15 protein-coding genes are annotated in these 20,193 nt (G+C 39.3%); 11 read left to right on the forward strand and 4 right to left on the reverse strand.

Annotation, left to right across the window (positions count from 1 at the left end; genetic code table 11):
• Position 1 precedes the first annotated feature (1 nt).
• From addA to ACQKN2_RS02620, 5 genes are all read left to right on the forward strand, one after another.
• Positions 2 to 3,718, forward strand: a complete 3,717-nt coding sequence (gene addA / locus ACQKN2_RS02600) for a helicase-exonuclease AddAB subunit AddA (protein WP_427413565.1) — start codon at positions 2 to 4, stop codon at positions 3,716 to 3,718.
• Between the two features lie 69 nt (positions 3,719 to 3,787).
• Positions 3,788 to 4,954 (forward strand): DUF418 domain-containing protein, encoded by a 1,167-nt coding sequence (locus tag ACQKN2_RS02605; RefSeq protein ID WP_427413566.1) that lies wholly within the window; start codon positions 3,788 to 3,790, stop codon positions 4,952 to 4,954.
• A 970-nt stretch (positions 4,955 to 5,924) separates the two neighbouring features.
• The gene (locus ACQKN2_RS02610) at positions 5,925 to 6,827 is read left to right on the forward strand and encodes a fumarylacetoacetate hydrolase family protein (protein ID WP_323645495.1); all 903 of its coding nucleotides are present in this window, start codon (positions 5,925 to 5,927) and stop codon (positions 6,825 to 6,827) included.
• A gap of 315 nt (positions 6,828 to 7,142) precedes the next feature.
• Positions 7,143 to 7,511 carry a YisL family protein gene (locus ACQKN2_RS02615; RefSeq protein WP_427413567.1) on the forward strand — a complete coding sequence of 123 codons (369 nt, stop codon included), beginning with the start codon at positions 7,143 to 7,145 and terminating at the stop codon, positions 7,509 to 7,511.
• Between the two features lie 290 nt (positions 7,512 to 7,801).
• Positions 7,802 to 9,271 (forward strand): alpha-amylase family glycosyl hydrolase, encoded by a 1,470-nt coding sequence (locus tag ACQKN2_RS02620; RefSeq protein ID WP_427413568.1) that lies wholly within the window; start codon positions 7,802 to 7,804, stop codon positions 9,269 to 9,271.
• Between the two features lie 77 nt (positions 9,272 to 9,348).
• Here the strand turns inward: ACQKN2_RS02620 and ACQKN2_RS02625 are convergent, their stop codons facing one another.
• Positions 9,349 to 10,206, reverse strand: a complete 858-nt coding sequence (locus tag ACQKN2_RS02625; RefSeq protein WP_427413741.1) for a DegV family protein — start codon at positions 10,204 to 10,206, stop codon at positions 9,349 to 9,351.
• A gap of 686 nt (positions 10,207 to 10,892) precedes the next feature.
• Positions 10,893 to 11,702 carry a Cof-type HAD-IIB family hydrolase gene (locus tag ACQKN2_RS02630; protein WP_427413569.1) on the reverse strand — a complete coding sequence of 270 codons (810 nt, stop codon included), beginning with the start codon at positions 11,700 to 11,702 and terminating at the stop codon, positions 10,893 to 10,895.
• Positions 11,703 to 11,823: 121 nt separating this feature from the next.
• Between ACQKN2_RS02630 and ACQKN2_RS02635 the strand changes: the two genes are divergently transcribed.
• Both ACQKN2_RS02635 and ACQKN2_RS02640 read left to right on the forward strand, forming a co-directional pair.
• Entirely contained in the window at positions 11,824 to 12,588 is a 765-nt protein-coding gene (locus ACQKN2_RS02635; RefSeq protein WP_427413570.1) for a prolyl oligopeptidase family serine peptidase, read from the forward strand.
• A 53-nt stretch (positions 12,589 to 12,641) separates the two neighbouring features.
• Positions 12,642 to 12,950 carry a metal-sulfur cluster assembly factor gene (locus ACQKN2_RS02640; RefSeq protein WP_197139853.1) on the forward strand — a complete coding sequence of 103 codons (309 nt, stop codon included), beginning with the start codon at positions 12,642 to 12,644 and terminating at the stop codon, positions 12,948 to 12,950.
• A gap of 571 nt (positions 12,951 to 13,521) precedes the next feature.
• Here the strand turns inward: ACQKN2_RS02640 and ACQKN2_RS02645 are convergent.
• Positions 13,522 to 14,208: a Crp/Fnr family transcriptional regulator gene (locus ACQKN2_RS02645; RefSeq protein WP_427413571.1), complete on the reverse strand. Its 687-nt coding sequence runs from the start codon at positions 14,206 to 14,208 to the stop codon at positions 13,522 to 13,524.
• Positions 14,209 to 14,478: 270 nt separating this feature from the next.
• Here ACQKN2_RS02645 and ACQKN2_RS02650 point away from each other — a divergent pair, with 270 nt between their 5' ends.
• Positions 14,479 to 16,605 (forward strand): ATP-dependent Clp protease ATP-binding subunit, encoded by a 2,127-nt coding sequence (locus ACQKN2_RS02650; protein ID WP_427413572.1) that lies wholly within the window; start codon positions 14,479 to 14,481, stop codon positions 16,603 to 16,605.
• 47 nt (positions 16,606 to 16,652) lie between these two features.
• On the opposite strand, the gene ACQKN2_RS02655 is transcribed toward ACQKN2_RS02650, so the two are convergent.
• A complete protein-coding gene (locus ACQKN2_RS02655) occupies positions 16,653 to 16,847 on the reverse strand; it encodes a YjzD family protein (RefSeq protein WP_427413573.1) in 195 nt (64 codons plus the stop codon).
• 402 nt (positions 16,848 to 17,249) lie between these two features.
• On the opposite strand from ACQKN2_RS02655, the gene ACQKN2_RS02660 reads away from it, so the two are divergent.
• The 3 genes from ACQKN2_RS02660 to ACQKN2_RS02670 all read left to right on the forward strand — a co-directional run bounded on the left by ACQKN2_RS02660 (position 17,250) and on the right by ACQKN2_RS02670 (position 20,117).
• Positions 17,250 to 18,188: a beta-ketoacyl-ACP synthase III gene (locus tag ACQKN2_RS02660; RefSeq protein WP_427413574.1), complete on the forward strand. Its 939-nt coding sequence runs from the start codon at positions 17,250 to 17,252 to the stop codon at positions 18,186 to 18,188.
• Positions 18,189 to 18,218: 30 nt separating this feature from the next.
• On the forward strand, positions 18,219 to 19,460 hold the full coding sequence (fabF, locus tag ACQKN2_RS02665; protein ID WP_427413575.1) for a beta-ketoacyl-ACP synthase II: 1,242 nt from the start codon (positions 18,219 to 18,221) through the stop codon (positions 19,458 to 19,460).
• Positions 19,461 to 19,889: 429 nt separating this feature from the next.
• Positions 19,890 to 20,117, forward strand: coding sequence for a hypothetical protein (locus ACQKN2_RS02670; RefSeq protein ID WP_427413576.1), 228 nt, complete (start codon positions 19,890 to 19,892; stop codon positions 20,115 to 20,117).
• Positions 20,118 to 20,193 lie beyond the last annotated feature (76 nt).

Consider the following 20,193-nt stretch of genomic DNA (forward strand, 5'->3'; position numbering starts at 1 on the left):
GTTGGTACAAAAAATACCTGAAAAGCCAGCGGAAGTGACATGGACTGATGACCAGTGGAAGGCCATCTATGCAAGCGGCCAGGATACACTTGTATCGGCTGCGGCAGGCTCTGGTAAAACGGCAGTTCTCATTAATCGCATGATTGAAAAGGTAGTAGCGACAGAGAATCCTATCAATGTCGACGAGTTACTTGTCGTAACATTTACAAACGCATCCGCTGCTGAGATGCGTCACCGTATGGCGGAGGCACTAGAAAAGGCTATTGCAGAAAATCCAACTTCCAACCATTTGCGACGCCAGCTAAGCCTTGTCAATAAAGCACAAATTTCAACGCTGCATTCTTTCTGCTTAGCTATTGTGAAGCAGTACGCTTATATGCTAGATATTGATCCAGGATTTCGTATAGCAAATGAGGCAGAGGTCGCTTTGTTAAGGGACGATATATTAGCAGAGGTATTAGAAGATGCTTACGATTCTGAGGATGAGGCACAGGTTCAAGCAATCTATCGCCTGGTTGATAGCTTTACATCGGATCGTGATGATCAGGCAATCGAAACATTAATAAGCAAGCTTTATGATACGTCCCGTGTTCATGCAGAGCCTCAAAAATGGCTTCGTAGTCTACCAGAGACATACGACTTAGCAGCGGACGTGACGATTGATGATTTGGAGCTATCGAAATATGTGAAATTAACAGTCAAGCATAGTCTTGAAGAGGCGTTTGTGTTAATTTCTGAAATGCGTGCCATTACGCTACAGCCCGCGGGACCTGGACCATATGCTGAAACTGCAGAAATGGATTTTGCTATGATTCAGGAAGGCATTCGTATTAGTCGTGAAGGAACGTGGCAAGAACTCTTTGATTATTTTAGTACGGTAAAATGGTCAACTTTAAAGCGTGTATCAAAGGATGCTTTAGTGGATGTGGAGCTACAGGAGCTTGCTAAGAAAAAACGTGAGGCAGCTAAAAAAATTGTGAACAAGCTTAAGGAGACTTTTTTCGTTCGGACTCCTGCACGCTTGCTGGAAGAGATTCGATTAATGGGTCCGACGATCGGAACATTAGTCGAATTGACAAAAGTTTTTAGTGAACAGTTCCGCATGGCGAAATTAGAACGAGGAATTATTGATTTCTCAGATTTAGAACATTTCGCTTTGCAAATTTTAACAGTAGAAGTCGAAGGTGAATTACAGTCTTCACCTGTTGCTCTAGATTTAAAGCAACGTTTTAAAGAAGTGCTTGTGGACGAATATCAAGATACAAATATGTTACAAGAAACCATATTACAGCTTGTGAAAACAGGTAGTGAGCAAGATGGAAATCTATTTATGGTTGGGGACGTCAAACAAAGCATTTACCGTTTCCGTTTAGCAGAACCGAAGCTTTTTATGCGAAAGTATAGCGAGTTTCTAGAGACCCCAGATTTGACGGGAATGCGTATAGATTTAAACGCTAACTTCCGTAGTCGACAAGAAGTGTTGAACGCTACAAACTATGTATTTGCGCAAATTATGGGTGAGCGAGTTGGAGAAATTCTTTATGATGAAAATGCTTCACTAAAACCAGCAGCACCCTATGATGACAAAGAAGTTCCGGTAGAGCTAGTCATCATGCATCCTCCCGGGGAAGAGGAGCTGGACGAAGAGGCAGAAGATACTGTAAGCGACGCCTCTGAATTAGAGGAATTAAAAAAATCGCAGTATGAGGCACGTTTTATTATTGAGCGTATTCGGCAGATGATGGAGGACGGGACAACCGTATTCGATACAAAAACGAAGACAGAACGTCCGTTAAAATATAGTGATATTGTCATTTTAATGCGTTCAATGACATGGTCAACAGATTTAGTAGAGGAATTTAAGCTTGCGGGAATCCCGCTCTATGCAGAGTCCTCGAAAGGATATTTTGATGCGCTTGAAGTGATGATTATGCTGAATGTACTAAAGGTTGTCGATAATCCATATCAGGATATTCCTTTAGCTTCAGTGCTACGCGCTCCATTTGTTGGCTTAACAGAAAATGAGCTAGCAAAAATACGGCTAGCAGATACGAAAGCGCCATTTTATGATGCATTAAGGCAATTTATTCGAAGTGAAGGGCATGGTGTGCAGTCTGACACTTTTGTGAAGCTTCAACGATTTATGCTAGCGTTTGAAAACTGGCGAGATTTAGCACGACGTGGTTCACTGTCAGATTTAATTTGGAAAATTTATTTAGACACGCATTATTATGAAATGGTTGGAGCGATGCCGAATGGGAAGCAGCGTCAGGCTAACTTACGCATTTTACATGACCGTGCTTTAATGTATGAGAAAACAGCCTTTCGAGGACTATTTCGCTTCTTACGTTTTATTGATCGTATGCGTACACGCGGTGATGATTTAGGAACGGCGAAATCGATTGGAGAAAAGGATGACGTCGTCCGTCTTGTGACCATTCACTCTTCCAAAGGGTTAGAGTACCCCGTTGTCTTTGTTGCAGGGATGGGGAGACCGTTTAATAAAATGGATTTCCACAACCCGTATTTATTCGATCAAGATTTTGGCCTTGCAGTGAAGGCAATTGATCCAGAAAATCGTATTACGTATACTTCTTTACCATTTTTAGCTTTGAAGGAGAAAAAGGAGCTTGAAATGCGTGCTGAGGAAATGCGTGTATTATACGTTGCGATGACACGTGCAAAGGAGCGACTTATTTTAGTAGGATCGGTAAAAAATTGGGATAAAACCCGCGACAATTGGCTGGATGCACAAAGTTTGCCGGTAGATGCCCCACTACAGGAATATTTACGCGCCAGAGCTAATAGTTACTTTGATTGGCTTGGGCCCGCAGTTGCAAGACATGCAGATTTTTCAGCCATTGCTACTTCCTCCTATAAGGCAGCAGAGGATGTATCGCATTGGTGGGTACGAGCTATTGAAACAAGCCATTATGCGTATGATATACAGGCGTTAGAGGATGAGGTACAACAATTGCTAGAAACGCCAGAGGACGAAGCTTTGCAGTCGGAAATTACGATGCGCTTTCAAGCACAGTATGCGTTTCAGAAATCAACACAAAAACGCTCAAAAACATCTGTAAGTGAAATTAAGCGTTTAGAAAATCTACAGCGACAGGAAGAGCCTGAATATTACTTTTCAGCACCTTCCAAGCAAAAAACGACTACCGTTGCACCCCGTCCAACCTTTTTACAGGACAAACAGCTGACAGGTGCAGAAATAGGGACAGCGGTTCATACAGTCATGCAACATGTCCCTCAAAACGGCTTTATGGATGTACAGGAGGTTCAGGAGTTTGTCGCTAATTTAGTAGCAAGACAGCTTCTAACCGAGGCTGAGGGGAAAGTTGTTCCGTGGAAAAAAATATATAATTTCTTTACAACAGACATTGGACAACGCTTTAAAAAAGCAAAAACAATTCGAAGAGAATTGCCATTTACGATTAGTAGAGTAGATGAAGACGGTGACGCTCAAATTGTACAAGGTATTATTGATTGCTTATTTGAGGATGAAAACGGTGAATGGATCTTGCTTGATTATAAGACAGATCGTATCCTCTCACATTTTGCTGAGGAACCAGCGCTAACGAAGGAACTTTTAGAACGATATGGAGTTCAGCTTAGAGTGTATAGTGAAGCGATTGAATCGATCCTTCAAATTAAAGTGAGTGATAAGGTTCTATATTTATTTGATATTGAACGGGTTTTACATGCATAAGTGAAACGTTGAAAACAGGGCTATCTCTTGATGCCCTGTTTAAAAGCGTCATATAAAGGAGGCTATTTTGTGGAGTTAAGACCGACAATGTTGCAGGAACGTATTGTAACATTAGATATTTTACGTGGTGTTAGCTTACTAGGCATTTTACTCGTTAATATGTTTGCCTTTTATTTGCCAATGCCCTATATTGATTTGGCATCATGGTTTACAACACCGTCAGATATAGTGTGGCAGCAAAATTTAGATATTTATGTACAAAGTAGCTTTTATCCATTGTTTGCTATGTTATTTGGCTACGGACTTGCTATGCAATGGCAGAAAGCACAAAGTCGTGAACAAAATTTTTATGCGATAGGAATTCGAAGACTTTCTGTATTATTTGTATTTGGTTTGCTACATGCTGTGCTCATTTGGTGGGGCGACATTTTGATGATGTATGCATTTTGCGGCGTTTTTTTAGTGCTATTACTACGTCTACATCCAATTTGGTTATTGTCAATCGGCATAATGATTAGCGGTGTCATGCAAGCTTTTATGTTACTTATAGTAGGATATATTAATTTTAATACAACGATTGATGAGTATTTAGATATTACTTCGGTAGAGCAGGCGATAACTTCTTATGGAACAGGGAGTTGGGTTGATGCATTTATGCAACGTTTAACCGATTTATCTGTTCAGGCAGGGATCGGCATGTGGTTTGTGGCATTATTTACAATTCTACCATTTATGTTAATTGGTGCCGCAGCCTCTAAATGGCGTTTAGTAGAACGAGCGAAGGAACTTAAATGGCTATGGCTGGCATTAGCAATAGCTGGGTTAGCAATTGGTGTTTTTATTAAGAGCTCACCAATCATGTTTACGCGTACGTATTTATTAGACTACTTGAAAGTATACATAGGTGGTCCAATTTTAGCAGTAGGCTATATTGGGCTCATTGTTTTACTTTGTTTACTTCCAGTTGTACCAAAATTACTTAGTCCTTTTGCGAAAATAGGGCGCATGTCGTTAACGATGTACATACTTCAATCGGTCATTGGAACATGTCTATTTTATCAATTTGGATTTGGCTGGTATGGAAAAGTAAGCGTCGCAACAGGCGTGCTAATTGCCGTCAGCATTATTATTGTACAAATGGTTGTGGCGGAAATTTGGCTAGCGAAATGGCAACAAGGTCCGTTAGAGGCTTTATGGCGCAAATTAACGTATAAGGCGAAAATGAAAGCAGGATAATTGTTGAGGTGCTTGACTCTCGTGCAAAAAGCGAGCAATCTGCGGTGGAAATTAGCATTCATCTTCAATGTGAGGGCAACATAAAGTTAATGAATACGTCTTGTATAATAAGAATGGCGATTTGGCTCATTATAAAAAGTTTGGGATAGCTTTTGTTAAAACGTATGTTATTTATCTTCATTCAGTAGAAGAATCCTGCCTCTGAAGGTGGTGAAATGAATGCGGATGTGGTTCTCTTTCAGTAGGTGCTAAACATCTACTGAACTAGAGGAACTCAGTCTTAGAACGCCACGTCCTTTGGCAACGACTGAGTGACCAATATCTTGTTGGCCCAAAGCCTCCGGCGGATGTCATGGATTTTTAAAGGAATGAATAAAGGATGTTAGCCTAAAACCTTCGCATCCTGCGAAAACGGCTAACTGACCTGCGTCGGTAAAAACGCCACGTCCTGTGGCATTACAGAAATGACCGACATCGTGTCGGCCCTCGTGCAGGCCTGGGCACAATTCAAAATCCAGACGCAATTACGCCAAGGCGAAATTGATATAAGTTGATTGTAGTGGAGACTGGGCGACTCCTCGGGGATTAGCAATAGAGGAACGAAGGCTAAAAGCATCACGTCCTGTGATAACGCCTTCGTGACCAACATCCTGTTGCTGCCGCTGCGTTGCACTACGCTTTCGCACAGAAAACATTTGTTGCCCCGACGCCCCCAGGAAGCTTTGCTCTGTGCGAAAGCGAAGCGTCAGCAATTGTTTTATCTGTGCGAAAGCGTAGCGACAGCAACAACAAATGTTTTCTGTAGCGTAAGCAAAGCGGCAGCTACAAAGCGCCTAGTCGGAACGGAAATCAACCCACGTTATGGTGATGAGCCCACGACTTAATAAGAATAAAAATAGTTTTCGCAAAAGTAAGGCAATTTCTATAATTTTGTTGTATTATGTAAAAAAAAGAAGGAGCTCTGAAAATCATGAAAATTTTATCATTTAAATTAGGTGGACATGTAAGCTTTGGACCAAAAGTAAAAAAAGAAGAAGCGGTATGGGATGTACTCGCTATTCAAAATGAACTTCAAGTTCTCCCTTCTTTTTCAAGTTCAATTGTAGATGGCATTGCTCTAGGCTTTGATTTTGTTGAACAGATTCGTAAATTAGTAGAAGCCGCTGAAAAATCAGACCGTGCTGAAAGCTTCAAACGTGAATTTACAGTGATCGAGTGGTTATCACCGATTCCACGTACACCAAAAAACATTATGTGTATTGGGAAAAACTATGATGAACATGCTAAAGAAATGGGTGCAGAGGCAGCTCCAACAGACTTAATGGTATTTACAAAATCTCCGACTGCTATTGCTGCTGATGGCCAAACAATTTCTGTTCATGCCGATCTTTCATCTAAAATGGATTATGAAGGCGAATTAGCGATTGTTATTGGTAAACGTGGTAAAAATATTCCGAAAAACTTAGCATACGATTATGTATTTGGCTACACGATTGCCAATGATCTAACAGCTCGTGATTTACAAGAAAAACATAAGCAATTCTTCTTAGGAAAAAGCTTGGATGGAACTTGTCCACTTGGACCTTACCTTGTAACAAAAGATGAAATTCCGAATCCACAAGATTTAACAGTCGTTACAAAAGTGAACGACGAAGTACGTCAAAACGGCTCAACAAAAGATATGATGTTCACTGTAGAATCATTAGTATCGATTTTATCTCAGCATGTTACATTAGAGCCAGGTGACGTTATTTTAACAGGTACTCCAGCAGGTGTTGGCAAAGGCATGAATCCGCCACAATTCTTAAAAGCTGGTGATACTGTAAAAGTATCTATCCAAGGCATCGGTACTTTAGTGAATCATTTTGAATAATTTGTCCAAATCCGCGTGAGTTTACCTCCGCGGATTTTTAATTTGGGTGTCCAAACATCCGCTGAAATAGAGGAACTCAGTCTAAGAATGCCACGTCCTGTGGTAACGACTGAGTGACCAACATCTGTGCCGCTGTCGCTTTGCTTTCGCGCAAGAAACATCTGCCGCTGCCACTTCGGCCTAATGCCTCCGGACGCAATTATACCGAGGCAAATTTGATGTATATTCTATGAACACTATTGTAATGTTTGAAACCCTTTCCATCACATGGTAGGATAGAGTTTGATAGAAAAAAGAATATGAGGTGGGACAATAATGAGTTTCTTAACTAGCCAAACGCATTTGCATATTACTACTTGGGTAGTTGCAATCGTAATCTTTTTAATTGCAGCATTAATGGGCAAGCAGTCAAAAGGCTTACATATGACATTACGTTTATTCTACATTTTAATTATCATCACTGGTGGGGCACTATTCATTAAAGGCATGGATTTTGGCATGGGTATGCTCTATGGCTTTAAATTCATAGGTGGTATTTTAGTCATTGGTATGATGGAAATGGTATTAGTTCGTCAAAAGAAAAATAAACCAACAGGTATGTTTTGGATTTTATTTGCACTATTCTTATTGATTACATTGTTCCTTGGCTTCAAATTACCAATGGGTCAAGATTTCTTAGCATAATTTTGTAAAAGTCGTGAAGTTTTCGCTTCACGGCTTTTTATTTTTTGAGGAAGATGAAATTGCTTAGGTCGCTCAGAGAACTGATCGGGTATGCTGAAGAAGCACTCGGGTGGATCAGAAAGCTGCTCGGGTCCCGCAACCAAGTCGATAAATTGTATTAAATGGCGAAGTTGACACCTTTTTGTCGTAATTCATTTTGTCATTTTCGGAAAATATTTTGAAATGATAGCGAGGGGACTATTTTATTTGGTAAAATGACGAAGGATTGGTTTGAAAGAGAGGGAATAATAGTGAAATTCAAAAAGTGGATAAGTGCGACAGCTGCATCGCTTTTACTAGCAACTTCATTAGTAAGCGCTACACCAGTTGCACATGCTGATGAAGCGTCGACAAGAACGATTGCAGAAGAAAGCATCTATGATTTACTCGTTGACCGTTTCTTTAATGGTTCGGGCACTAACGATTTTGATACAAATACGCAAGACGCTACTAAATTTGCAGGAGGCGATTTTGCAGGTTTACAGGATAAACTAAAATTTATCGGAGAGATGGGCTTTACAATCACTTCTATTGGCCCGATTTTTGCTACTGAGAAATATGATGGATCGATGCCGACGAGCTATTCTACAATTGAGCGTCATTTTGGGACATCTGAGGAGTTTCAAAGTGTCATTGAAGCCTATAAAGCTAAAAACGTAGCGGTCATGGTTGATTTTCCATTAAACAATGTAAGTCCGAACCATGAGTGGGCAAAAGATCCAGCGAAAAAGGATTGGATTGCCTCAACAAATAATGGACAAGTACAGTGGGACTTAACAAACAAAGATGTACAAGAAGCACTTATTAAATCAGCAACAGACTTTGTCTCTACATATGATGTTGGTGGGGTGCGTTTAACAAATATCGCTGGTGCTGATACAGAATTTATCAATGCAGTGATTAAAGCATTAAAGGATACGAAAAAATCACTCTATGTGATTTCAAATGAAGAAAGTGATGCAAACTTTGATGCAAGCTTTTCTAAAGCTTCAGCTGATATTTACCGTAATATCTTTAAAAATGTTGATATGGATTCTACTAAGTTGATGGAACCTTTAACAGGTAAGAAACCAACTCAGATTATGATTGATACGCTAGAAACGCGACGTTTTACATTTGATTCTGCAGCAGAAAATATGTTTCCGCCAACGCGTTTGAAAATGGCGATGGGTGCTTTATTTATGATGCCAGGAATTCCAGTCGTACAATATGGTACAGAAATTGCGATGAACGGGGAAACAAAGCCAGACACGCACCAAACATATAACTTTAAAACAGATACAGAATTAATCGACTATATTAAAAATGTCCAATCTTTACGTAATAAATCTGAGACATTACGAAATGGTGATTTTGAAGTTCTCACAAATGAAAATGGCCTACTTGTATTTACACGTACGTCCGATAAAGAGAAATGGGTCATCATGGTTAATAATACTAGTAAAACACAACGCATTGACTTAACACCTGCTCAGCTTGGTGAAGGTAAAATGCTAAATGGTATTATACATGAAGAAAAAGTCCGTATTAATGAAAAAGACGTTTATCCGATTATTTTAGATCGTGAAATGGTAGAGATTTATCAAGTTAGAAATGATGAAGGTTTTAATGTACCTTATATGGTAGCACTAGGATTAGTATGGCTTATATTCATAGGATTTGTAGTTGTTATTATTAGACGAGGTAAAGTACGACGTAAAGAGCAAAATACTCTAAAATAAAACTTTAATCAAGGCAGTTTATGCAGGATGAAATGATAAATCCCCTCAACACTTTTTTAGTGCGGAGGGGATTTTTGTTAAGCTTGATAGCTTTTATTCGTAAAGAAGATGGCGATTGTACCGGGTCCTACGTGTGAGCCGATAGCTGAACCGATCATTGTTACTTGAATGGCTTTTGGTGAAAATCTTTCTTGGATAGAAGCCTTTACTTCGTTGGCAAATTCCACATCATCGCTATGGCTAATACCAACAACTTTCTCAGAAAAATTATCACCGCGCGCCTGCATTAAATCTAACATGCGAGCGATGGCTTTTTTGCGTCCGCGAGATTTTTCAATCGGCACAAGTTTACCATCCTCTACATTTAAAATGGGTTTAATGCTTAGGAGCCCCCCAAGAAATGCGCTTGCTTTAGATACACGACCACCTTTAGCGAGGTAATCTAAATCCTCTACCGTAAATAAGTGCTCCATTTGTGGGGTAAGGGCTGTAATTTTTGCTTCGATTTCTTCCAGTGAAGCACCTGTGTTTCGAAGGCGAACGGCTTCTTCAACTACTAGGCCGAAACCTAGTGAAGCACATTTAGAATCGATAATAGCTAATTTAAGGGATGGATATTGCTCCTGTACTTGATTGCGAATCATGACCGCAGTATTATAGGTGCCTGATAACTCCGATGAAAAGGCAATATAGATTCCTTCTTCTTCATTTTGCGCTAGATTTTCGAAATGCTTAAGAAATAGCTCTGGTGATACTTGGGATGTTTTTGGGCGAGCACCTTGACGAATAGCATCGTAAATTTCTTTGGAATCAATCGAAATGACATCATCATATTCATTATTGTTCACTTGCACTCGTAGTGGAAGAAGTTCAATATTGTTTTCTTCGTAGTAAGACTTTGGTAAATCACATCCACTATCAGTAAAAATTTTCATCATTTGTCCCCCTAATTTAACATTCTTTTAACTCTATATGAAAGTTTTCAAATACCTATACTATATAACAGGTGAACACGTGTCGAGCTTTCACTCTCCACTCTATATTTCTCGAAACTACTTCCAAGTAAAATGTTATATAGATATATTATCATATCGAGTTCGAGTTTCAGTATAAATGCAACCTAGGAAATAGTGATGTATTTTTAACTTTATTCAATAAGTACTCATTGAATAAATGGTACTCCTGAATAAAGTCAAGTTGAAAAAAACGGGCTCATCACTATAACGTGTGGTTGATTCCGTTCCGGCTGGGCGCTTTCCTGGGGGCGTCGGGGCAACAGGATGTTGGTCACGAAGGCGTTATCACAGGACATGATGCTTTTAGCCTTCGTTCCCCTCCCGCTTCGCTGCAAGATCTCAGGCCAACAGATGTTTTCTGCGCGAAAGCGTAGTGCTAACGTAGCGGCAGCAAAGGGGTTTGTCTGTGCGAAAGCGAAGCGTCAGCAACAGCACCGATGTTGGTCACGAAGGCGTTATCACAGGATGTGATGGTTTTAGCCTTCGTTCCTCTATCGCTGATCCCCGAGGAGTAGCCCAGCCTCCACTCCAATCAACTTTCATAAATGGCATAGGTTTTAACAAATATCATCCACAACTTTTGGTGATGAGCCATTACTACTTAACTAGGATAATTTCAAGCGTTCGATGAGTAATTTAGCAATACCATCGTCATTATTGGTTGTCGTAATTTCATTGGCAATATTTTTTAAAGCAGGGATGCCATTGCCCATTGCTACACCAATACCGGCATAATCAATCATTTCTAAATCATTGTCTTCATCACCGAATGCAATAATACGCTCGCGTGGGATACCTAAATCCTTTGCTACATGAGCGATTCCTACAGCTTTATTTAAGCCACTGCGAACAATTTCAATAATATGAAGTGGCGCACCCCAACGACGATGTTCAATGACCTCTGCATGAACAGCATGTAAATGATCACGAATAATCATTGAATTCACTTCATTCGCTTGAATCAGTAAACTAGTAGGGTTATCAAGTAAATGGGTATAGAGATCCCCAAGAGTAATTTTAGGATTACCCATATTAAATATATTTAATATCCTTGAATCCTCTGTATGCACATAAATATCGTCCTTAACCTCAGCAATAATATTTTCATATTCATAGCTATTGATCGAATCGACAACATCATGCACTACGCTTAAATCAATAGGAGTATGCTTAGTCTGCCAAGTGGCGTTTTTTGGATGGTGGACGTAAGCACCATTAAAATTCACGATGGGCGTTGTAAGGCCAAGCTCGTGATAGTAAATATCACTCGCACGATAAGGACGACCGGTAGCAATCATAACTTGATGGCCTTGTTCCTTTGCCTGCAATAATGTTTTTTTAGTTTTTGCTGAAATTTGTTGTTGGTCCGTTAACAACGTACCATCTAAGTCCAAAACGATTAAATGCGGTTTCATAGCTCATTGCCCCTTTCTTATAATTTGAATAGTATCGTTTTGTAAACCATTCGTCAAAATTTTGTCACAGTGAAAAAAGTTTGCTAACATAAAGATTAGACAAAAGTTGGGAGTGACAAAGATGATTGTTGAGAAAGAATTGTGGGGAAACATTCCTTTATTACATATACATACGGAAAATATGAATGAAGAAACCCCGGTAGTAATTTTTTTACATGGTTTCATGAGTGCAAAAGAACATAACTTACATTATGCATATCAATTAGTAGGCAGAGGGGTGCGTGTCCTATTACCAGATGCAAAATTACATGGCGACCGTAGTGAAGGCCTGACTGAGATGCAATTGAGCTTACACTTTTGGGATATTGTTTTAAATTCTATTCATGAAGTTGAACAATTATATAATGAATTAAAGAATAAAAATTTATTAGCGAATGATAAAATTGGTGTTGCTGGTACATCAATGGGTGGAATTGTAACATCAGGCTGTTTAAAGCGTTATGATTGGATCAAAACAGCAGCAGTATGTATGGGTGCACCAAGTTTTACTAAATTAGCGGAGTATCAATTACAGCAATTCGCTAAAAACGGTGTGAATTTGCCAATGTCCGAAGAAGAAGTACAACAAACGAATGAACTTCTAGCTAAATATGATGTTAGCCTAACACCAGAAAAATTTGCAGGACGACCTGTCCTATTTTGGCATGGGGAGTTAGATAAAACTGTACCTTTCAATGAAACGTATAATTTTTATTTAACTTTACGTAAATATTATGAAACGAATCCAGAAAACTTGAAATTTTTAGCTAATAAGAAAGCGGGTCATGCTGTGTCACGTGATGGTATGTTAGCAGCAACTGAATGGCTTGCACAGCATTTGGCATAATAAGATGCATCTGCTATGATTAAGTTAACACTGTGATGGAAGGAGAAATACAGATGGATCAAGATATGAAAGACAGCATGTTCGGTGCATTAGAAAATGTAATTGACCCTGAGCTTGGTATTGATATCGTCAACTTAGGTTTAGTATATGATGTAGAGTTAGATGAAGAGGGTGCAGCAACCGTTACAATGACGTTAACGTCTATGGGCTGCCCAATGGGACCTGTTATTGTTGATCAAGTGAATACAGCATTAGGTGAGCTTCCAGAGGTAAAAAGTACAAATGTCAATATTGTATGGAATCCACCTTGGTCAAAAGATAGAATGTCACGCTATGCAAAAATGGCACTAGGTGTACGCTAAGTCCACTTAAAGCACAATAAAAAATCCCCGCTTATAACTAAGTGGGGATTTTTGCTGTTTTGAAATACAAAACAGTTAAAGAAATCTTCGTGACTGTTGCACGCTTTAAATGAGGGAGATTTCCTTTCCGAGCTACTCACCATAATAAAACAGAAGAAACTTATAATAATGACGCTATTGTACATCTGGTTTTGCTGCGGCTTCGCTTTCAAACATAAAACATTTGTTGCTGCTGCTACAGTAGCACTACGCTTTCCCACTGACAAAACATTGTTGCTAGAATTTTTTGTTCTATCACTAGAATTATAGTAACATGCCATAAGATACACGCTATGAGAAGTGGTTGATTGGAGTGGAGGCTGGGCGACTCCTCGGGGATCAGCGTCACAGATGAGACCCTGGAGCGAGCAAAGCGAGTGAAGCGGCTCATCGGACGCCCCCAGGAAAGCGCCCAGCCGGAACAGAAATCAACCCCTCGCTTAGCAGAAGAGCCATACTTTATTTTTTACATAATAGCAACATGCAAAATCCCCGCTAATAACTCATAAGCGGGGATTTAACATGTAGCCTATTAATCAATACGACATATTTGTAACGGACAATTCTCACAGGCGATTTCATCCTTTAAAAATTGTAGATCGTGAATGGTTATATAACCTTTTTCGAAAGATATAATATTGTGCTTCTTTAAGTCATTCAGCATGCGATTAATCATCTCTCGACTCGTCGCACATAAATTAGCGATTTCTGTATTTGTTAACGGGAAGTCAATATAAATAGTGCCATTTTCTAAAGGCTTCCCATAAGTATTCGAAAGACGGATAAGCGTTGAAAATAAAGCGCCCTTTTTCCCATTTAAAATCAAATCGCGCAAACGACTTTGATGCTTTAAATTTTCTATTTGCAACCACTTCATATATTCCACCATTAAAGTAGGTTGTTCCACTAGTAAAAGTTCCAATGATTCACGGCTTAGAACATATAAACTGGAGGGCTCTAATACTTTAGCAGTCATCGAATTATACGTAAGGTTACAAAATAATGAGCTTTCTCCAATGATACTATCAGGACCACAAATACGAATGGTTAATTCCTTCGCATTCTCGGTTTCCTGACTAATTGAGATAGCTCCTGTTTTTATATAATAAATTTCGTTCGCCCGTTCGCCCTCTAAAAAGATTTTACTATCCTTATTCACTTTAATAAAAACACCGTGCTTTTGAAAAAGATCGTGAAATTTCTCTTGTATATTATCCATAATAGCCATATCTTCAACACATCTCTTTCTTTTTGTAAAAATTGTTTAATTATTACAAAATTAAGTGAACATTTTACTAATTATAAGAAACAACATAGTTTTATTATAACGTAATTTTCCAGATATAAGTGAAGAAATTTTAGGGCTAATTCTTTGCTAAGGTTTGTCGCATGTTGTAAAATAAAGTTAGTCAAAAAAGGTCAAACATTTTTAATGAAATAGAATGGCAAACGGGATTCCGCTTAACATTATTGAAAAGGAGTGCTAAATATGCAATTTCAACAAACAAATGACAAAAAACCATTAGAACAATTTGGACGTAATTTAATAGATGAAGTAAGAAACGGTAAAATGGACCCGGTTATCGGCCGTGATGAAGAAATTCGTAATGTCATTCGCATTTTAACACGCAAAACGAAAAATAACCCTGTCTTAATAGGTGAGCCAGGGGTTGGTAAAACAGCAATTGTAGAAGGATTAGCCCAACGTATAGTAAAGGGCGATGTTCCTGAAGGGTTAAAGGACTGCATACTGTATGAGTTGGATATGAGTGCCTTAATAGCAGGTGCTAGTTATCGTGGTCAGTTTGAAGAGCGCTTAAAAGGAGTATTAAAAGAAGTAAAAGAATCAGAAGGGCGCATTATTTTATTTATCGATGAAATTCATACAATTGTTGGCGCAGGTAAAACGGATGGTGCAATGGACGCTGGGAATATGCTAAAACCAATGCTTGCACGAGGCGAGCTACATTGTATCGGGGCTACAACATTAGATGAATACCGTATGTATATTGAAAAAGATCCTGCTTTAGAGCGTCGTTTCCAGCAGGTGCTTGTACGAGAGCCATCTATTGAAGATACAGTTTCCATTTTACGAGGCTTGAAAGAGCGTTTTGAGTTACATCATGCAGTACGTATTCATGACCGTGCGATTGTAGCGGCAGCGGAGCTTTCCAATCGCTATATTACAGAGCGTTTCCTGCCAGATAAGGCAATCGACTTAATCGATGAAGCATGTGCGATGATTCGAACAGAAATTGATTCCATGCCACAGGAATTGGATGCGGTAACGCGCCGTATTATGCAGCTCGAAATTGAGGAGCAAGCATTGCGTAAAGAAAAAGACGAGGCAAGTAAAAAGCGTCTAGAGCAACTCAGCGATGAATTAACAAAGCTTAAAGAATCCTCTGAGGGCATGCGTAAACAATGGGAAACCGAAAAAGAAGCGTTACATGGCATTCAGAAAAAGCGTGAAAAACTTGATAAATACCGCCGTGACTTAGATGAAGCAGAAAGTAAATATGATTTAAATAAAGCAGCTGAACTACGTCATGGGAAAATTCCTACACTTGAAAAGGAAATTCAAGAGATGGAAAAACAATTAGAGAATGGTACGGAATCACGTATTTTACGTGAAGAGGTAACAGCAGATGAAATCGCATCAATCGTTTCGCGCTGGACAGGAATACCAGTGACGAAATTAGTAGAAGGTGAGCGTGAAAAATTATTGCGCTTAAAAGATACCTTGCATGAGCGTGTAATTGGACAAGATAATGCTGTACAGCTTGTGACAGAAGCGGTATGGCGTGCTCGAGCAGGTATCAAAGATCCGCATCGACCAATTGGTAGCTTTTTATTCCTTGGTCCAACAGGTGTTGGTAAAACAGAGCTTGCGAAGGCACTAGCTGCACAGTTGTTTGATTCTGAGGATCATTTTATTCGCATTGATATGAGTGAATATATGGAGAAACATAGCGTATCACGTCTTGTAGGGGCACCTCCAGGCTATATTGGCTATGAGGAAGGTGGGCAATTAACGGAAGCTGTTCGCCGAAATCCATATTCAGTTGTATTATTAGATGAAATTGAAAAGGCCCATCCTGATGTCGCGAATATTTTACTACAAATTTTAGATGATGGGCGCATTACTGATAGCCAAGGACGTATGGTCAACTTTACGAACGCAGTGGTCATTTTAACTTCTAATATTGGCTCAAGCTATTTAATGGAAGCAAAAGAAGACGATGCTGCTGTTGAAGATTTAGTGATGGCTGCACTACGTCAACATTTTAAACCAGAGTTATTAAATCGTATGGATGATATTATTATGTTCCATGCACTATCAGATGAGCATTTTACAGCCATTGCATGGAAATATATCGAACAGCTTGTCAAACGAGTTGCAGAGCAAGACATTACTTTACAAGTAGAACAAAATGTAGTTGATTGGGTTGTAGAACAAGGAGCAGATGCTCAGTTCGGCGCAAGACCATTAAAACGCTTCGTGCAACGTTATATTGAAACTGCGGTTGCAAAAGAATTGCTTCGAGGTGAAGTATTACCAGGAGAAACATTACGCATTAGAATACATGATGGCCAATGTGTCGTTGAAAAATAACAAAAAAAACCTGTTCCGCATTGAGCGAAACAGGTTTTTTAGTTGAATTAATGATTGTCTGCAGCTTCTGGAGTTGACTCGTTTGGAATAACTGCACCGATAATGAAAACAAGAATTGCAAATACAACCGATGTGACAATAGCAGTTTGGAAATCAAACGCTGTACCAAGTACAGAGCTTACTACGTAGTTTAACATTGTAACTAGTAGGAATGACCATATGAATGTTACGATATATTGCATTAATTTCACCTCAACCGAACTTTTTTATATCATAAAGTTTTACTACATATTCATTATCATATCATAACATAAATCGAAAAAAAAAGAACCTTTTCTGTGAAACATGGCGAATTTGTCACAACGATAACGTTACTTTTTTTATTTAAGGAAATTTCAATACGATCACTGACATTCGAATACGTCACAAATGCCTTCTAGGAATGGTTTCAAAGCCTCGCCAAATTCTATAGAATCGCTATCAGTCGCCCGATTCAAGCAATACAAATAGCAAGATTAATTCGTGATGGAATCGATAGGAAAAAACGCATTAATTTTAATTCATCTTGCACCTGTTCTTCATTATGAGTTATAATTATGACCAGTTACTAATAATTGATAGTAAGAAAGCAGAGGGGTTGCTAAATGAACGCTGGTATTATAGGAATTGGCAAATACGTTCCGGAGAAGGTCGTTACGAATTTTGATTTAGAAAAAATGATGGATACTTCGGATGAATGGATTCGAACTCGCACAGGGATAGAAGAACGTCACTTTGCCGCAGATAATCAGGAAACGTCAGATTTAGCAGTAGCTGCTGCAAAAGAGGCTATTGCAAAAGCGGGTATTACACCTGAGGAAATAGGCTTAATCCTTGTAGCAACAGTATCACAAGATCAAAATTTTCCAAGCGTAGCATGTATGGTTCAGGAGCAAATCGGAGCAGTTAATGCAGCTGCGATGGATCAAGCGGCTGCTTGTGCAGGGTTTATATATAGTTTAGTGACAGCAAAGCAATTTGTAGAAACAAATGCTTATAAATATGTCTTAGTAGTAGGTGTTGAAAAGCTGTCGAAATTACTTGATTGGGAAGATCGCAATACTGCTGTGTTATTCGGTGACGGTGCAAGTGCAGCGATTGTTGGTCCAGTATCAGAAGGTAGAGGTATTTTATCATTTGAGCTTGGAGCTGACGGCACAGGTGGTAAGAATTTGTATTTAACACAGCAAGACACAATCGCTATGAATGGCCGTGAAGTATTTAAATTTGCCGTTCGTCAAATGGGTGAATCTGCAATAAACGTTTTAGGAAAAGCAGGTTTAACAAAAGAAGACGTAGATTTTTTAGTGCCACATCAGGCGAATATTCGAATTATGGAATCAGCTCGTGAACGTCTAGAGCTACCACCAGAAAAAATGTCAAAAACGATTCACAAATATGGGAATACGTCGGCAGCATCTATTGGTATTTCCTTGGTAGATGAGCTTGAAGCAGGTAAGATAAAAGATGATGATATAGTAGTACTTGTTGGATTTGGCGGTGGCTTAACATGGGGCGCCGTTACAATAAGATGGGGAAAATAAAAACGAAAAATGCTTGAGGGGAGTAATACAATGAGTAAAAGACGAGTAGTAATTACAGGAATTGGCGCAGTTACACCACTAGGAAATAGCATCGAAGAAACATGGACTAACATTAAAGCTGGAAAATCTGGCGTTGGCGAATTAACGCGTTTAAATAAAGATCTTTTCGCAGCAAAAATTGCTGCTGAAGTGAAAGATTTTAATATAGAAAAGTATATCGAACGTAAAGAAGCTCGTAAAATGGATCGCTTTACACAGTATGCTTTAGCAGCATCCATCATGGCGATGGAAGATGCACAATTAACAATCGATGAAGAGCTAGCACCACGTGCAGGTGTTTGGATTGGCTCTGGAATCGGTGGGATGGAAACATATGAACAACAATTTTTAACTTTCCAAGAGCGTGGAGCAAGAAGAGTAAGTCCATTCTTTATTCCAATGATGATTCCGGATATGGCTTCAGGCCAAGTATCGATTCACTTTGGTGCTAAAGGCATTAACTCTTGTTCAGTAACTGCTTGTGCTTCAGGTACAAACTCTATTGGGGATGCTTTCAAAGTAATTGAACGTGGCGATGCAGATGTGATGATTTCTGGTGGTGCTGAGTCACCAATCGTTACGATGGCAGTAGCAGGTTTCTGCGCAAATACTGCTTTATCTTTAAATACAGATCCAGAAACAGCTTGCCGTCCATTCGATAAAAATCGCGATGGTTTCATTATCGGTGAAGGTGCGGGTATTGTTATTTTGGAAGAGTATGAGCACGCAAAAGCACGCGGTGCAAAAATTTACGCAGAAGTTCTTGGCTATGGTGCAACAGGAGATGCACATCATATTACAGCTCCAGCTCCAGAAGGAGAAGGTGCTTCTCGTGCAATGATGCAAGCTTTAACTGATGGCGATGTAGAAGCTTCACAAGTTGACTATATTAACGCACATGGAACAAGTACTCCATATAACGATTTATTTGAAACACAGGCAGTAAAAACAGTCTTTGGTGAACATGCCTATAAGCTTGCAATGAGTTCTACAAAATCAATGACAGGTCACTTATTAGGTGCAGCTGGTGGTGTTGAAGCTATTTTCACAGCGCTAGCACTTAAAGAAGGCATTTTACCACCGACAATGAATTTAACAGATCCAGATCCAGATTGCGATTTAGATTATGTACCGAATGAAGCTCGAAAAGCAGATATTCAATATGCAATGAGTAACTCACTAGGGTTTGGTGGACACAACGCTAGTCTACTATTCAAAAGAATCGAGGAATAATTAATAAAGTAAAACTTTAATCAGTGGGGGCTTCATCGTCCCCACTTTTTGTTTTACCACTAAAAATTAGAGTGACATGGCAGAAGATATACGCTATGTAAAGTGGTTGATTGGAGTGGAGGCTAGGCGACTCCTTGGGGATCAGCAATAGAGGAACGAAGGCTAAAAGCATCACATCCTGTGATAACGCCTTCGTGACCAACATCGTGTTGGCCCGAGACCCTGCAGCGCAGCGAAGCGGCTCATCGGACGCCCCTAGGAAAGCGCCTAGCCGGAACGGAAATCAACCCCTCGTTTTGAAGAATAACCTCACTTTATTTAATATGAACAACATTAAAAAACGTCAGCCTAATTTACGTGGCTGACGTCTTTTTTTATAGTTTTAAGAATAGATGATAATTAAGAAGAAATAGAAAGGATGCCCTTATCTTGTTCCGACTCTTTTTATTTTTAATGAGCTACGGTTTATTAATTCTCTCCGTTGGGAATCTCATCTTGTATTTGAATTATCGGACACTCGGATATACCTGGATAGTTGTTTTTAAATTCATGGCACAAACAACGGCGTTTTATGTGGCAATTGGATCAGCCATTGTGTTATGTGCTGTTGTGTTTGATCTTGGCTATGATAAAACTATAAACAAAGAGAAGATGTAACACTTATATTCCTCTTTTTTTGGCCAAGCTTTTACAATAAATTTCAACAAAGGTACAGCATTTCTTCATTTCATGT

Source organism: Lysinibacillus sp. NPDC093688 (assembly GCF_050280145.1).
GTDB lineage: Bacteria > Bacillota > Bacilli > Bacillales_A > Planococcaceae > Lysinibacillus > Lysinibacillus xylanilyticus_B.